The organism is Shewanella woodyi ATCC 51908 (genome assembly GCF_000019525.1).
Taxonomy (GTDB): domain Bacteria; phylum Pseudomonadota; class Gammaproteobacteria; order Enterobacterales; family Shewanellaceae; genus Shewanella; species Shewanella woodyi.
Genome location: NC_010506.1, coordinates 2703197 through 2719746 on the forward strand (window position 1 = coordinate 2703197; position 16550 = coordinate 2719746).

Below are 16550 nucleotides of genomic sequence, written 5' to 3' on the forward strand. Positions count from 1 at the left end.
CCGATAAGAGTCAACGAAGTAGAATAGCGAAGGCTCAGGTTGTCATTACCTGAGCCTTTTACGTTTCTAGTGGTCTTGGTTAGCTTTATCTTGTTTAACAGTATCTTGACTAATAGTACCTTGGTTGGCCCTGTGTTGTATCGACAACACTTTTGAGCCAAAAGGCGGTAACTTCAGAGATAGCTCAGCTTTATTGCCTTTAATAGTGAGCTGTTCACTAGCTAGAGGGGGCCCTTCACTGAGCAGATCACTTAACTGATAGCTAGCTTGTGTTAAATGCCATTGCTTAGTTAGATGCGCTGGAATGACAAGAGCTATATCTTGGGGTTTGTCTGAGAAGTTAACGACAACAAGTAGCTGCTGAGATGGGCTGTAACGGGCAAAGGCAAATAGGGCATTATTCTTGGTCGTGATTGGGGCATATTCCCCCAAAAGTGCTGGAGCACTATGACTTAAATTTAACAGCTGAGCATAAAAACCACGTAGTTTGAGTTCATCATCTGTAGATTGTCCACCATCAAACTTGCCACCGTTCATGTAAGCTTGATGTGCGGGAACGCCGATGTAGTCAAAAATACTGGTACGTGTTGGAGAGCCAAATCCAGCGCTCTCACTGCCATCTTCACCAAGCTCCTGCCCGAAATAGATAAGTGTTGCTGAACGATTAATTGTGGTTGAAACCACCATGGCGGGCAAGGCTTTAATGGGATCACCTGCAAAGTCGGGGCTGGCGATACGTTGCTCATCATGGTTCTCTAAAAAATTCACCATGTGACTGTCGATATCCGCCACATTTAACCTATCTATCTCGATGGCAGAGGTTGACTCTTTACTATGAATAATTGCTTTTAAGGTGTCATAGAGTCCTACTTTGTCATAGAGATGATCCATCTTGCCAAGATGAATATAATCACGATAAAGGTTTGGGTCGTAAACCTCTGCGAGCAGGAACGCATCAGGATTAATCTGTTTAATGTTACTGTTCAGGTAGCTCCAAAATGCGACAGGCACCATCTCTGCCATATCATAGCGAAAGCCATCAACGCCGAGACTAAGCCAAAATTCAGTGATCTGTTTGAACTTAATCCAAGAGTTGGGGAGCCGTTGCTTATCTACCCCTTGCCAGAAGGCGAAATGAGCAGTGGTATCTTGTTGGGCAAGATGATTTGGTAGAGTGGGGAAGTCGTGGCTACCATCAGGTTTAATACCGTAATTTATCTTCACGGTTTCATACCAGTCATGGCCATTGGGCGTGGCCAAGCGGGAGCCGTTGCCTGTCCATTTGGCGGGAAGCTCATTAAATTTGCCATCGCTCAGTGGATGGAACTCCCCCCCTAATGGTATTTTGATATCGACATCAGGCACGTTAAACGGCGTATTAACGACATAATAGAAGTTGTTATTTCTGGCATATTCAAGCTGGGTATTGTCATGTAGTCCAAAGTCAGTGACGCCATCAGGCTTTGAAATGGAGTGATAGTTTCTTGCCACATGGTTTGGCACGATATCGATGATCACCTTCATCCCATGCTTGTGGGTTCGTTCAATGAGCGCGATAAATTCATCTAGCCTGTTGGCGGGATCGATAGCAAGATCTGGGTTGACGTTATAGTAATCTTTTACCGCATAAGGGGAGCCGGCTCGCCCTTTGACGACGTCAGGATCATCCATACTTATCCCCAACTCACTGTAGTCATTAACTAAGGCGTGATGGGGAACTCCCGTATACCAAATATGAGTGACACCTAAAGATTTAATGCTCTTTAGGGCGGCGCTGTCAAAATCTGCAAATTTACCAACACCGTTTTCCTCAAGTGTTCCCCAAGGCTTATTGGTGCTGTTTTTATTGCCAAATAAGCGGGTGAATACTTGATAAACAACTGGCTTATTAACAGCCTGCTTATTAACAAAAGAGTCATGGAGCTGTTTGGGCTTTGTCAGAGTAGTCGTCAGTGGCACGCTCGCAAAAGAGGAGTGGTGCATTACAAGCAGTAAAAGCGCTAACACAATGGCAGGTGTCTTTATCGCGTCCAGTGTTAATGCTTGACTCTCTTTTTTTGATATTAATTCCACGCTTTGGCCCTGATTAATCTGTGAGTGATAGTAACAGTACGCCGCGCGTGGGGACTGTGATGCTGGCCCCCTCTGCTGAGCTAATCGCTATCTGGGTGTCTGTCAGTATTTCAGTTGCTCTGTTAAACCCATCTAACTGGGCTTTAAATCGTTTGCTTGTCAGTTGCACTGGTTTGTCATTTTTGTTCATGACAACCATGAGAGTTTCATCGTTAAAGGAGCGGAAATAGACATAAACCCCGTCTATTGGCACGTAGTGTTTAAGTGAACCTTTATGGATCGCAGCAGAGTTTTTTCGAAAGTTCAGTAGGGTTTTAACAAAACCTTGAGCTTCACGCTGTTTCTCTGTTAGCCCTCTACCTGTTAATGCATTGATTTTGTCTGTTGGCCAACCACCGGGAAAGTCACTACGGACTTCACCATCATGACGTCCCTCTTTAGGGCTGGTCATTAACACCTCTGTGCCATAAAAGAGTTGAGGTATACGGTTTGAGGTGAGTGTGTAGGTCATGGCCATCTTAAAGAGATTAAGATCTTCATTCATTAAGCTATAGAGTCGATTGGTATCATGGTTGCCCTCAAAAAGAACTAAATTGCTTGGGTTGGCATAAATCACATCATTAGCCATCATCTCGTAGAGGGAGATAAAGCCTTTGTCCCAACTTTCGGCTTGTGTCAGCGCTTTAAGCATCACCTCGTAGAGAGGGAAATCCATTAAACTCGGAAGATAAGAGATGTAGCCGTCTCGATTAACTTTACCCGCTTGCCAGTAGGAGACTGTAATGGGGTTAGCAGTCCACTCTTCGCCAACGATATTAAAGTTAGGATATTCAGTCATGATAGCCTTGGACCAATCACTTAAAAATGCTTTATCGGCATAAGAGTAAGTGTCTTCACGTATACCGCTTAAGTTGGCATATTCAACCCACCATATACTGTTCTGGATAAGGTAAGTGGCAAGTAAAGGGTCAGTTTGATTGAGATCAGGCATCGTATCGACAAACCAGCCATCGACAAACTCGCTATGGTCTTCGCTTACAGCGTAGGGGTCTTGCACTGTGGTTCGTCTGTGGCTGGTATAGTTTATTGGCTGCTTATCTTGGCTTGTATGGATACCGTTTATCCAGGTTGAACTGGGGAGATCTTGCATCCACCAATGGTTTGAGCCGATATGGTTGACGATAATATCTTGAATGATCCCTATGCCTTTGTCATTGGCCTTTTTGACCAGCTCTTTGTATGTTTCATTACTGCCAAACCTAGGATCGATGCGGTAGTGATCTGTGGTTGAGTAACCGTGATAGGAGTATTTTTGCTGATTATTTTCAAGCAGTGGATTGATCCACAGTTGAGTAACACCTAACTTTTCCAAGTAATCTAAACTGTTCTCAATGCCTTGAATATCACCGCCATGGCGGCCATCTTTATCATTTCGATCTATCTGTTCAAGCATCTCAATTTGATTGTCATTACTTAGATCGCCATTGACGAATCTGTCTGGAGTGATCAGGTAGATCACATCCTTATTGCTAAAGCCCTGACGCATGGCAGAACCCTTGGCTCGCTCATGCAATGAGTAGTTAAACCTGTATTTAACCTTCTGGTCATCTAAGAGGCTTAACGCTAATGTTTGGGCCTTTGCATCAGCTAAGTTCAGGGTAATAAAAAGATAATTTGGATTGTCAGTGCGCTTTGTCTCCAATATTGTGACGTCATCTCCCTCAATATCTACCTTTAACGAGCCAATCTTGTCTCCATGGAGCATCAACTGCAATCTAGGGTTGTGCATGCCTGCCCACCATGAAATAGGCTCAATTTTTAAGTGGGACTGAAGTGATACGGCATCTGCCCCAGAGGTTAATAGCAAGGAGGCGGTAAAAAATATGCCAAATGTCAGCTTGTTAAGCATTTAATGATCCTTTTTAGCAAGATAGATAAGTTACTTTAAGCCGCAATATTGAGTCAGATAACTGTCGTGGCTCATTAGCTTTGAGCTTGTCGTGTCGAAGATTTTATGTAGATCATTCAGAAACTGAATATTCTGAGTTGTATTGATGTTCTCTGTCAGTGTTGAGTAGGTATTTGGCGTGAACCTTTGTCCTAGCATCACCTGTACCCAAGCATTTTCGGTAAACAGTTCATCTTGATATCGAGAGACGACACCAGAGGCTTTGAATAGGTCCAGTTTCTGTTGCAGTGAGTTTGGAATTGGCATTTCGCGGCAGTATTGCCAGAAAGGTGTCTGCTTTTGACCACTTAACCGATAGTGCAAAATGATAAAATCACGGATCTGTTCAAATTCTTGCTTAGATTGTTGGTTGTATTGGTCAATGTTCGCTTGTTCCATCTCTTGGCTTGGAAAGAGTTTGAGTAGCCTGATAATACCGGACTGAACTAAGTGTAGGCTGGTGGACTCTAATGGCTCTACAAAACCACTCGCAAGGCCAAGTGAAATACAGTTTTTTAGCCACTGATGTTTACGTCTTCCTGTGACAAAATTGACTTTTTGAGGCAGGGTTAGTGGTTTGCCATCTAACTGTTTAAACAATAGCTTTTCGGCTTGCTCATCATTGATAAATTGGCTGCTGTAGACAATGCCGTTCCCTGTTCTGCTCTGTAGAGGAATGCGCCATTGCCAGCCGGCTTCATTTGCAGTTGAACGGGTATAGGGACTGATAGGCTTTTTTACCTCACTTGCAACAGCAAGGGCCGAATCGCAGGGGAGCCAGTGACGCCAATCTTCATAGCCGCTATTGAGTGCTTGCTCAATAAGTAAGCCTTTAAATCCAGAACAGTCAATAAATAGATCGCCTTCGATAGTCTGTCCGCTCGCTAAGGTGACAGAGTCAATAGCGCCATTGCTTGAGTTGAGGTTTGTTCTTATAACAAGGCCTTCAATAGAGTCTACACCAGCTTGTTTACTATAGCTTTTGAGGTATTTAGCATAGAGTGAAGCATCAAAATGATAGGCGTAAGTAAGCCCTGGTAAACCGGTTCCAGCGATAGCGTCTAAAGGCTGGAAGTTGTTTTTTTTAGCGCTAAGGTAGTTAAGCGAGTATTTGCCTAACTGCTTTGATATTTGATGCTCGCTTTTTAGGTAGTGATTAAGGTAATAGTGATGAAAAGGGGTAAGTGCGAGATCTTTGCCTAATGGTCCGAAGGCATGCATGTAGCTGTCGCCCTCTTGGGCCCAGTTATCGAACTCTATTCCAAGTTTGTAAGTCCCATTTGTTGCTTTGAGAAATTCATGTTCATCGATGTCCAGTGCTTGGTTGAACATTTTGAGGGGAGGGATGCTGGCTTCACCAACACCTACCGTTCCTACCTTATCGGATTCAATTTGAGTGATTGTAAGCTGTTTCCCTAAAAATCTCACTAGCATGGCCGCAGCCATCCAACCTGCAGTTCCACCTCCGACAATGACTATCTTTTTTATGGGTGAGTGCATCATAGCTCCTTAATGATCCCTCTGTGACTAACCGTTTATGCTCATGGGTATATAGACACTTGAGCTTGAACGATTAGTCACAGAGGATTTAGGGGAGATTAGAACTTGTAATTAAGGCCTAACATGTAGTTACGACCATAGTTCTGGAAATCACGCACCTCACGTTTGTCATCACCAAAATAGGAGGTGAAAGGCTCATTGGTTAAGTTATTCACCTGCAATTGAACCGACAGTCCATAAAGCGCATCGATGCCACTTTCAGAGAAGTCATAGCCAATTTGAGCATCTACGACAGTTTCAGCCTTAATATTCACGTTTTCACGTTGCAAACTGATCTTTGTAACCTCTCCAAGGAAGTCTGAGCGGTAGCGAGAGCTGATGCGTGCTTCAAAACCACGAGTTTCATAATAAACCGTCGCATTAAAGGTTTTCTCAGATAAACCCGGTAGGGTGGTTGGTTCACTGTCTGGTGTTTCCTTCACTTCGCTGTCGGTATAGCTGCCGCTTAAGATAGTACCAAAACCTTCAAGCGCATTGGCAAACATTCCAAAGTCGATAGAGAGCGATGCCTCAATCCCTTGCACGTATCCACCTTCGCCGTTTTGAGGTTGAGTCACGTTACCGATAGGGTTGCCTGGTTGATCTGGGAATATCTCACCAAAATTAAAGTTTGAGTGCTGATCATAAACAAAGTTTTCTAGATCTTTGTAGAACACAGCTAAGGCAAAGTAGCCTTGATCGCTGAAATAGTTCTCATAGCTAATATCATACTGGCGTGCCAACCAAGGTTTGAGGTAAGGGTTACCTGCGCCACCAGTCCAGTTGACGCCATCAGTTGGTGACGCATTATAGCTAAAGTTGACGTTAGCATTCATCTTGTCCATACGTGCACGGGTTAAGGTTCTGGCTGCTGCAACACGAAGAACCTGATCTTCCGCCACTTCGAAACTTAAGTTCATACTAGGTAGCCATTCGGTATAGGTATCACCGGCAGAATTTGGTGTTTTCACCACCTCACCACTGTCCACTGTGGCGACTGTTCCCTCTGAACTTTGATCAGTATGCACCGATTGCAAACCAAGATTACCGACAACTGGTAGACCAAACAGCTCTGTCTCAAGATTCGCCATCACAAAAAGGGTTGTGACCTCCTCTGAGACATCCCAAGAGTTGGTTGCACGGCTGAGATCAACTGTGTCAGCATTGGTTTCTATGTAGTTGCCGTCGTTATAGAAAGCCAGCGAGTCATAACTTAGCATGTCACCCATGCCGAAAAACTCGAGAGAGGTGGGTGAAAGCAGATACTGATCAGGTACGCGTACCATATCTGGGTACTGCTTTAAGGTTAGGTAGAAGCCGTTGTCCCGCTTACTCTTATCACGATCGGTGCGGTTAACGCCAAATTCAATACTGCTGATAAAGCCATCATCGAAGATATACTCCGCGCTTAATCGCAGGGATTTTAGTTCATCCTCAATCTCTGGTTTGTTAATAAAGCCATCTTGGCTATCAGGACCGATAGGGTTTCCCCAGCTAAATGGTCCGCCTAGTTTGATAAGATCAGGGTTGGAGTAATCCAAATTGTGGGCAAAGTTATAACTTCCTTCGCCATTATAAGCAAAGCCTAAGGTGTCGGTGACCCCATTACCATTTCCACGGCCTGTTCCACTGTAGCTCTCCATGCCAATGTCTGTTCTGTTTGCACGGGACATAGAGACATCGGCTGTGACACTCCAGTTTTCATTGAGCATAAACTGATTGTTCCAGCCAATGGATAACGAGTCGGCATCTCGAATATTAATATCGTTTCGAACAATTACAGCGGCATCATTAATGGTGCCATTTGTCACGAGTCCATCGCTATTTTCTATGGCTGTTATGCCAGCATTTCCCCATCCAGCACCCCATTGGCCTGGGATCTCAATGCCACGAAGGCGCTGCTCATCATTGAATTTTGTGTAGTAGATGTCGAGTACAGAGTGAAAAGTCTCATTTGGCTGGTATTCAAATACGGCTAAAACACCATCACGCTCAAGCTCACTTGAACGCACAAAAGGTTTTGCCCCACCCAATACTTTTGGATTGTCTGGGTTATAGTCAAGCTCTGGGTAACCCCAAGCTTGCCAGCGCTCCTCCTGATTAGGTGATTGCATGCGTGCATAACCTAAGGCGATCCCAAAGGTGTCATCGGCAAATTGATCCACATAGGAGATACTACCGCGGTAGCCTTTGTCGGTGGAGTCACTGTTAAGTGCGCCAAGGTCGTTCCACTCACCGCGCAGAGACACGGCGATAGTCTGCTCACCATGAATTAGTGGACTGATGGTTTGCATATCAACTGTGCCACCAATGGCCTGAGCCATAACAGAGGCATCGGGTGTCTTATACACCACCACGCGATTTAATAGCTCTGAAGGGTATTGATCGAACTCTACACCACGATTGTCATTAACAGAGGCCTGTTCACGTCCGTTCAAGGTTGCGGTTGTGAAGTCTGGTCCCAGTCCACGAATTGAGATCACATTGGCACGGCCATCGAGTCGCTGGGCGGCAACGCCTGGAAGTCTAGCTAATGATTCAGCAATACTGACATCTGGCAGCTTGCCTATATCTTCAGCAGATATCGCTTCAACAATGGATGAGGATGACATCTTTAGTGATTGTGACTCTTTGAGGCTGCGTCTGATCCCCGTCACTTCAATCACTTCGATCGCTTCTTCTGCATTTTGGTCTGTTTGCGAAAGTGGTTCTGCTGCGTAGGTTTGCGTACTTGCACCTGCGGCCATTAAGGCTAAAGTCAGTAGGCTAGGTTTAAATTGAATCATCCATCTATCCCCTTATTTCACTCGATTACTTATCTTATTTTTATTGTGAGCAGTCACGGCAATACACAGGTTTTAATGAATCGTTGTGAATTAGAGCTGCTTGATTGTTGCATCTGTTTTTGGTTTGTTGCATTTCAGTGACGATACTACTCTCGGGATAATGGAGACGACAATATTATGCATACGTATTCAAAAGATATGCAAGAGGCGTTATGGGTGTTTTTTACCCATATCTAGCCCAGTTAAAGTTAGGCGAAAAGAGGTGTTTGCCTTTGTTTTTAAATGGTTTTACTGCCTCATCTCACTAGCCTTGTTTAGCTTGGTAGTTATGCATACGTATGCAGAGATATTGAACCCTATTTCCCGGATCACGTATGCTCAACTCATTCGAGCAATCACTTTTGTGCTTTACAAAAAAACAACAAGGGTGCAACTGGCTAGAGTTTTTGTTCTCAAGTTGGTTATTAATTTTTTTAGGGGCGGCAATGACTCAGGTTTCGACTCAGCTTTCTTGGTGGCGCGGTGCGGTGATCTATCAGATCTATCCACGTAGTCTGCTTGATACCAACGGAGACGGTGTTGGTGATCTACAGGGCATTATTCAAAAGCTTGATTATATCGCTAGCCTGAATGTGGATGCTATTTGGATCTCTCCATTTTTTAAGTCACCAATGAAAGATTTTGGTTATGACATCAGTGACTATCGTGATGTTGACCCCATGTTCGGCACGATGAATGATTTCGATAAGCTGATTGTTAAGGCGCACGCGTTAGGTATTAAGGTGGTGATCGATCAAGTGCTAAGTCATACATCAGATCAGCATCAGTGGTTTATCGATAGTCGTGAAAGTAAGACGAATGCTAAAAGTGATTGGTATGTATGGGCTGAGCCAAAAGAAGATGGGACGGCGCCCAATAACTGGTTAGCTATTTTTGGCGGTTGTGCTTGGGAGTGGGAACCTAGGCGTCAGCAGTATTACCTGCATAATTTTTTAACGAGTCAGCCTGATCTTAATTTTCATCATCCAGAGGTAAGGCAAGCGGTACTCGATAATGTTGAGTTTTGGCTTAAAAAGGGAGTTGACGGTTTTCGGTTAGATGCGATCACTTTTTGTTATCATGATGAACTGCTTAGAGACAACCCGCCTAAGCCAAAGGATAAGCGCCAAGGCCGCGGCTTTAGTGAAGACAACCCTTACGCATACCAATATCACTACTTCAATAATACCCGCCCACAAACCTTAGGGTTTATTGAGGAGCTAAGAGCATTAGTGGATAGGTATCCAGGTGCTATGACCTTAGGTGAGGTCTCATCAGAAGATTCACTCTCTACGATGGCTCAATACACCCAAGGTGAGGGGCGATTGCATATGGCCTATAGTTTTGAGCTACTGACCGAAGATTTTAGCGCAGCCTACATAAGACAAACGGTGGAAGAATTAGAGGCTAGCATTGGCGATGGATGGCCTTGTTGGGCCATTGGAAATCATGATGTGCAGCGTGTGGCAACGCGTTGGGGTCGAAACTGTAGTGATCCCAATATGGTGAAGATGTTAACTGCCATGCTGTGCTCTCTACGTGGCAGTGTTTGTACTTACCAAGGAGAGGAGTTGGGACTCACAGAGGCTTCGATCGATTTTGAGCAGTTGCAAGACCCCTTTGGTATCGCTTTCTGGCCCAAGTTTAAGGGGAGAGATGGATGCCGCACTCCACTACCTTGGACCAACAGTGATAAGGGGGCGGGCTTTAGTGATGGGGCACCTTGGCTTCCTGTCGCTAAAGAGCACTTGTCTGCATCAGTAGCAGGGCAGGAATCTAATCAGGATTCAGTACTCAATGCATATCGACAGTTTCTGCAGTGGCGACGTGAACATACGCCACTTATTCAAGGTGAGATCAAATTTATTGATGCACCGGAGTCCATTCTCGCTTTTATTCGTGAAGCTGAAGGTATTCGCTATTTTATCTGTTTCAACCTTAGCGATAAGTGCACTGAATATAGATTCAGCTTAAGTGGTGAAGTCGATGCGAAGAAGCTTGATGTTCTCAGTGGTCATGGGCTAGTGACTGGTCGATTGATAGACGGTGGCCTTGCGTTACCTGCTTACTCAAGTTTTTATGGCGTATTAACGTGAAATAAATTGATAATAAAATTGGAAGATAATAATGGCCTCACTCTATAACAACTCACAACTTGATAACTCTGGCTCCAATAAAGCAGGTACTGAAGGGAGTTATCGGTTTGCTTTGGTGTCTCTAACGTCTCTGTTTTTTATGTGGGGCTTTATTACCTGCTTAAACGATATCCTTATTCCTCATCTTAAGGCCGTCTTTTCCCTAAATTATACCCAGGCGATGTTAATCCAGTTTTGTTTCTTTGGCGCTTATTTTTTAGTGTCTATTCCAGCAGGCCGATTAGTTAAAAAGCTTGGGTATCAGAAGGGGATAGTCACTGGGTTGATTATTGCTAGTTTAGGTTGCGCCCTGTTTTACCCCGCAGCTGAGTTTGAAACCTATGGCTTATTCCTCGGCGCTCTATTTGTGTTAGCGTCTGGAATTACAATACTGCAGGTGGCTGCTAACCCCTATGTCAATGCGTTAGGTAGTAGTGAGACGGCATCTAGCCGTTTAAATTTAACCCAAGCGTTTAATGCATTGGGGACGACAGTGGCTCCCTATTTCGGGGCTGTGCTTATTTTATCGGTAGCCACGGAAGCCACATCGGCTTTAGCGCACTCAGCAGAAGCTGAGGTAGTTAAGCTCCCTTATCTTTTGTTATCAGGCATGTTGGCCGTGCTAGCTTTGGTATTTGCCAAGCTTAAGCTACCTGTTATTCAATCTCATATCGATTTAAATAGCGGTGAAACAGTCACGTACAAAGGGAGAACAGGTGCGCTGCAATCGACACACTTGGTATTAGGTGCAGTGGGTATTTTTGTTTATGTGGGCGCAGAGGTGTCGATTGGCAGTTTTCTGGTTAACTTCCTAGGCGAGTCTCATATTGGTGGATTGAAAGAGTCTGAAGCAGCCCAGCTTATTACATACTATTGGGGCGGGGCGATGGTAGGGCGCTTTATTGGTTCTGCGGTGATGCAAAAAGTGGCAGCGGGAAAAGTATTGGCCTTTAATGCGGCTATGGCAGCTATTTTGGTTGCTGTGGCCATGCTCAGTAGCGGTAACATTGCGATGTGGGCAATCTTGGCTGTGGGTTTATTTAACTCAATTATGTTTCCTACTATCTTTAGCTTGGCATTGAGGGATCTAGGACCACATACATCACAAGGCTCAGGAGTTCTCTGTTTGGCTATTGTTGGTGGAGCAATCTTGCCATTACTGCAGGGGATAACGGCTGATGCTATCGGGATCCAGCAGGCCTTTTTCCTACCTATCCTCTGTTATGCTTTCATCCTATTTTATGGTGTTAAAGGTTCTCGTATTTAGCCGTTGCCGATTGGTATTAGCGGCCCGTTGGCCGCTTTTGAATTTGTCAGAGCAAGTCCTGAGTATATAATCGCGCTTTGGAGGAGAGATATCTTGCGTATTGCAGGCTTAACTCTTATTATCCTCACGTTTTCCCTTATGCATCTACAATAGGCAATATCATGCTTAACTCTCCGCTTTCCCCTAGCTCAACAGAATTAGTTATCAGTATTTTAGATATGGTGTTATCTGAAGGTAAACCTTTAGATAGAGCTTATTCTGTTCACTTCTCTGGTCTTCAACTTATACCGTCGGAGCAGGCCCGTATAACTAAGGTCGTCGGAGATATTTTACGTCGTTTGAATCTGTACTGTTTTCTATCTGACGTGAAGCCTGAGGAGATCTCTCGTTTGGGATCGCGTTTGATGAATGCTTGGCACCTGTTTCACGAGCTTGAATTACCAAAACTTCAATACTCCTTGCCTCTTGCTGAAGCTGAATATTTTGCCCGTCTTGAAGAAGCTAAGCTTCAACCAGCGCTCTGGGATGGTTGTCCTGAATGGTTAGATACCATGGGACAAGCTCAATTAGGAGAGGCATGGGCAAAAGAGCGTGCGGCATTGAATACTCAGCCTAAGCGTTTTATTCGTACCAATATTTTAAAATGTACCCGTGAAGAGCTTGCAAAGAAGTTGCGCAATGAGCAAGTGCAAACAACTGAGGTTGATGGTGTCGATACCGCCTTAGAGGTGGTGTCTGATTCTGCACTATTTCGTACAGAGAGTTTCAAAAAAGGTTGGTTTGAGCAGCAAGACGCTGGCTCTCAGTTGGTGGCAGCAGCGGTCGATGCCAAACCTGGTATGCGCGTGATTGACGCATGTGCTGGTGCGGGTGGAAAAACCCTTTCAATTGCAGCTCAGATGAAAGGGAAAGGTCGTTTACTGGCGATGGATGTTGAGCAGTGGAAACTCGATAATCTTAAACAGCGTGCTCGCCGTGCAAATGCTAGTAATGTTGAAACTCGTATTATCGCCAGCAGCAAAACAATAAAGCGTTTGAAATTGAGCGCCGATAGATTGTTACTTGATGTTCCTTGTTCAGGTTTAGGCGTTCTTAAGCGTAACCCTGATGCTAAATGGCGTGACACGCCAGATCGTCTCCCTGTTTTGGTTGAGCTGCAAAAGCATATTTTACAAAGTTATAGTCGTATGGTGAAAGTGGGCGGGATCTTAATCTATGCGACCTGCTCAATTATGCCAGAGGAAAACCGCGACCAAGTCGACGCGTTTTTGGCTGAAAATGAACACTTTACATTTTTAGAAGATGAAACCATCAGTGTCGCTGACTCAGGTTTTGATGGCTTTTATATGGCAAGGCTTGAGCGGATTGCTGAGTAGAGGTTTGTTGCCTATATTTCAATCAACTGTTAATAAACGAGGCTAATAGCCTCGTTTTTTTTGCAGGTAATAAACCGTTTATGCTTGTATTTCTTGGTCAGCATTTGTAAGCATTTATGTTTAAATTAAGTTAGAATTATTGTAGAACCTTATCTTGTAGATGCGGAGAGCAATGAATATAAAGCGCGACTACAGTATTCCTGAACTACCCAGTATGACTAATTCCAGTGTCAGTGTTAGGCGTTATGGTTCGATTTTAGCCATGTTGCTTGATGCCTCGCCCTTAAAAGATATCTTAGACTCCTTAGTCTTACTAATAGAGGAGGAGAAGCTTGGAACGATAGGCTCCATCTTGCTACTTAGCGATGACGGACAGCGTTTGTTAACTGGTGCAGCCCCCAATCTACCCGATAGTTATAATGAGGCTATCCATGGGATTGAAATCGGTGAGGGGGTTGGGTCGTGTGGAACCGCCGCTTTTCGCGGTGAGCGGGTTATTGTTGAAGACATTAGTAGCCATCCCTATTGGGAGCCTTTCAAGGCGCTTCCATTAGCAGCAGGACTACAAGCATGTTGGTCTGAGCCCATCAAGAATAACGAAAACAGGGTACTTGGCACTTTTGCGATGTACTATGACACTGAAAAGTCTCCCACAGAGATGGATCTTGTTTTGATCCGTGAGGCTGCTAGGCTTGCCAGTTTAGCGATTGAGCGCAGTAGAGCGCTGCAGTTTCAACGCCTAACTGCAAATATATTTAATCACTTACCGATGGCGATGGTGATAACCAATCAGTTGGGCTCAATACTCGATGCCAACCCCACATTTTATCAGATGTTAAATGCCTGCCCTGATAAATATCATCATTTTGAACCTGAGATCTTTTTTAAATCATCAGGTCATAAGCTCAACTCTATGTTAGCCCAGTTAAAACTGAAAGAGAGTTGGCAGGGTGAACTACTTGGCTGCAGGCTCGATGGTGAGCATTTTCATCTTGATCTGACTGTCAGTGTGTTTAAAGACCCAGCCTCTGATGAGCGCCTTTATTCATGGCTCTTTAGTGATATCAGTGAGCGAAAAAAAGCGAGTGAAATTATTGATTTTCAGGCTAATTACGATTCTTTAACTCACTTAGCGAACCGTAACCACCTGTTTAAAGCCATGAATGCTGAAATTGAGTCCGATAGGCTCAATCCAGGCTTTGGTTTTATGTTGATGGATCTGGATAACTTTAAGCAAGTTAATGATACTTTAGGACATGATAAAGGTGATCAACTCCTGCAAGCTGTGTGTAAACGTATTCAGGCTTGTATTAAAGAGAGTGCGTTACTAGCTAGGCTAGGTGGTGATGAGTTCGCGCTTTTGTTGCCCGATATGGTGAAAGAGTGCGAACTACAGCTATTAGCTAATGAGATTAATGAAGCCGTATCAGTTCCCTATATTTTAGGAGGAGACAAACAAGTTTTAACCAGTATTAGCATAGGTATCGCTCGCTTTCCTGAAGATGCGATGAGTTTGGAGCAAGTATTAAACTGTGCTGATCAAGCCATGTATATCTCAAAAGATGAGGGCAGGAATTGTTTTCATTTCTTTACTGAACAGATGCAGCAAAACGCTGAATACACGGCAAAAATGCATACATCGCTTAAGTTAGCACTAGAGTCAAATGCATTCGAGCTATATTTTCAGCCTATTCTCTGCCTTGATACTCATCAAATTGTGCGTGCAGAGGTGTTATTAAGGTGGCAGGATGAAGGGCAGTTTATACCTACAGATGAGTTTATTGCACTGGCTGAAAGTAGTGGTTTAATCGTAGATATTGGACATTGGGTTCGTCAAGAGGCGATGTCATTTCTGATTGAACTGCAAAATATTGCTCCAGATATTGGTTTGTCGATCAACGTATCAATGTATGAGTTTTGGTCACACTCTCTACAAGATAACCTTGTGAATTCGATTCAACATATTGCCAAAGAGTTGAGCTGTGATGCTTTCCCCTTTGAGATGGTCACCATAGAGATCACAGAATCTCTTTTAATGAAGCAGCATACTCACCTTATTGATTCTCTTAATAAGCTTAGGGAGATGGGGATAAAAATCGCAGTTGACGATTTCGGCACTGGTTATTCATCTTTATCCTATTTAAGTCATTTTCCAATAGATCAGATCAAAATAGACAAAAGCTTTATCCAAGACTCTGGTATATCAAAAAAACAACAAGCGTTAGTTGAAGCTATTACGACACTTAGTCATGCATTGGAGCTGCATGTGATAGCTGAAGGTGTTGAAACCAAAGAGGAGCTTCAGTTCGTTAAGAATGCGGGAATAGAAGCAGTTCAAGGCTACTATTTTTATCGACCTATGACTAAATCGTCGCTGATTGAGTTACTCAATAAACGTTAAATTATATTTTATGAAGCATTTTTAACTGTAAAAAGGAGAAAAAGGCGTAATATCTTAATCATTAAATTACTTCTGTATGCGGGGTGAGCAAAATGAAGTTAACTAATGAGCAAGGTGAAGAACTGAAAACCTATCGAGTTTGGGATAGGCCAAGTCGGATATTTCATTGGGTTAATCTATTTCTGGTCGTTAGCCTGATATTTGTTGGCTTGTTGATGCTGTTTCGTAAAGATTTAGGCATTAATGCACTGGAAGCCAAAATTAAGTTAAAAGAGCTGCATGTCGTTATTGGCTATCTTTTTGCTGGTAATCTTATCTTTAGGATCCTGTGGGGTTTCATTGGCAGTCATTTTGCTCGGTTTAGTCACAATATACCGAGCCTTAAAGCTATCAAGGAGTATAAGTCAGCGTTAGATCGTGGAGAGAACCCACAGTATATCGGTCACAACCCCATGGGGAAATTAGCTGTCATGGTTATCATGCTGATGTTAGTCGTGCTTCTCGCAACGGGGTTATTTCGAGCTGGGACAGATATCTACTATCCCCCATTTGGCGGTACAATTTCTGAATATATCGCACAGGATGGTGTGGATGCTGCCAGTATTAAACCTTATGATGAAACTGGCGTCGATAAAGCTAAGTTAGATGAGATTAAGCCATATAAAAGTATCGCGGGTAAGATCCACCTTTACGGAGCCTATTTTTTAATTCTATTAATCTTCATTCACGTTATTGCAGTGATATACGCTGAGAGAAAGCATCAAGCGGGTATAATCTCTGCCATGTTCTCAGGTAAAAAGCGGATTGTTGGCAAAGCTAAAGACAGTGATACTTAACTTAGGTTGAGGCGATCAATAAGAAGTCTGTTGTTTAATGCCTTGTAATGCGTGTACTAAATTTGTACTCATCTACATGTGATTGTTCTTAAAATAAGCCATCAGTTAGCTGTTTGACCTACTTGACTATTTTTTGATTTATAACTGGAT

At 43.7% G+C, this 16550-nt stretch carries 9 protein-coding genes; 5 read left to right on the forward strand and 4 right to left on the reverse strand.

Annotated elements, in window-relative coordinates; genetic code table 11:
* Positions 1–66 precede the first annotated feature (66 nt).
* From SWOO_RS11310 to SWOO_RS11325, 4 genes are all read right to left on the reverse strand, one after another.
* A complete protein-coding gene (locus SWOO_RS11310) occupies positions 67–2073 on the reverse strand; it encodes an alpha-amylase family glycosyl hydrolase (RefSeq protein WP_012324832.1) in 2007 nt (668 codons plus the stop codon).
* A 13-nt stretch (positions 2074–2086) separates the two neighbouring features.
* On the reverse strand, positions 2087–3982 hold the full coding sequence (locus tag SWOO_RS11315; RefSeq protein ID WP_012324833.1) for a glycoside hydrolase family 13 protein: 1896 nt from the start codon (positions 3980–3982) through the stop codon (positions 2087–2089).
* Between the two features lie 30 nt (positions 3983–4012).
* The gene (locus tag SWOO_RS11320; protein ID WP_012324834.1) at positions 4013–5521 is read right to left on the reverse strand and encodes a tryptophan halogenase family protein; all 1509 of its coding nucleotides are present in this window, start codon (positions 5519–5521) and stop codon (positions 4013–4015) included.
* Between the two features lie 98 nt (positions 5522–5619).
* Positions 5620–8346, reverse strand: coding sequence for a TonB-dependent receptor (locus tag SWOO_RS11325; protein WP_012324835.1), 2727 nt, complete (start codon positions 8344–8346; stop codon positions 5620–5622).
* Positions 8347–8831: 485 nt separating this feature from the next.
* Here SWOO_RS11325 and SWOO_RS11330 point away from each other — a divergent pair, with 485 nt between their 5' ends.
* The 5 genes from SWOO_RS11330 (at position 8832) to SWOO_RS11350 (ending at position 16400) form a co-directional block, all read left to right on the forward strand.
* Complete coding sequence (locus SWOO_RS11330) at positions 8832–10481, forward strand: alpha-glucosidase (RefSeq protein ID WP_041418113.1); 1650 nt, start codon at positions 8832–8834, stop codon at positions 10479–10481.
* Positions 10482–10512: 31 nt separating this feature from the next.
* Positions 10513–11787: a sugar MFS transporter gene (locus SWOO_RS11335; protein WP_012324837.1), complete on the forward strand. Its 1275-nt coding sequence runs from the start codon at positions 10513–10515 to the stop codon at positions 11785–11787.
* A gap of 161 nt (positions 11788–11948) precedes the next feature.
* On the forward strand, positions 11949–13163 hold the full coding sequence (locus SWOO_RS11340) for an RsmB/NOP family class I SAM-dependent RNA methyltransferase (protein WP_012324838.1): 1215 nt from the start codon (positions 11949–11951) through the stop codon (positions 13161–13163).
* A gap of 172 nt (positions 13164–13335) precedes the next feature.
* Positions 13336–15564, forward strand: a complete 2229-nt coding sequence (locus SWOO_RS11345; RefSeq protein WP_012324839.1) for a sensor domain-containing phosphodiesterase — start codon at positions 13336–13338, stop codon at positions 15562–15564.
* A 92-nt stretch (positions 15565–15656) separates the two neighbouring features.
* Positions 15657–16400, forward strand: coding sequence for a cytochrome b/b6 domain-containing protein (locus tag SWOO_RS11350; protein ID WP_012324840.1), 744 nt, complete (start codon positions 15657–15659; stop codon positions 16398–16400).
* Positions 16401–16550 lie beyond the last annotated feature (150 nt).

Bases quoted from the DNA above. Each gene is read 5' to 3' on its own strand.
- SWOO_RS11315 (WP_012324833.1), bottom strand. From the start codon at position 3,982: ATGCTTAACAAGCTGACATTTGGCATATTTTTTACCGCCTCCTTGCTA.
- SWOO_RS11320 (WP_012324834.1), bottom strand. From the start codon at position 5,521: ATGCACTCACCCATAAAAAAGATAGTCATTGTCGGAGGTGGAACTGCA.
- SWOO_RS11325 (WP_012324835.1), bottom strand. From the start codon at position 8,346: ATGATTCAATTTAAACCTAGCCTACTGACTTTAGCCTTAATGGCCGCA.
- SWOO_RS11330 (WP_041418113.1), top strand. From the start codon at position 8,832: ATGACTCAGGTTTCGACTCAGCTTTCTTGGTGGCGCGGTGCGGTGATC.
- SWOO_RS11335 (WP_012324837.1), top strand. From the start codon at position 10,513: ATGGCCTCACTCTATAACAACTCACAACTTGATAACTCTGGCTCCAAT.
- SWOO_RS11340 (WP_012324838.1), top strand. From the start codon at position 11,949: ATGCTTAACTCTCCGCTTTCCCCTAGCTCAACAGAATTAGTTATCAGT.
- SWOO_RS11345 (WP_012324839.1), top strand. From the start codon at position 13,336: ATGAATATAAAGCGCGACTACAGTATTCCTGAACTACCCAGTATGACT.
- SWOO_RS11350 (WP_012324840.1), top strand. From the start codon at position 15,657: ATGAAGTTAACTAATGAGCAAGGTGAAGAACTGAAAACCTATCGAGTT.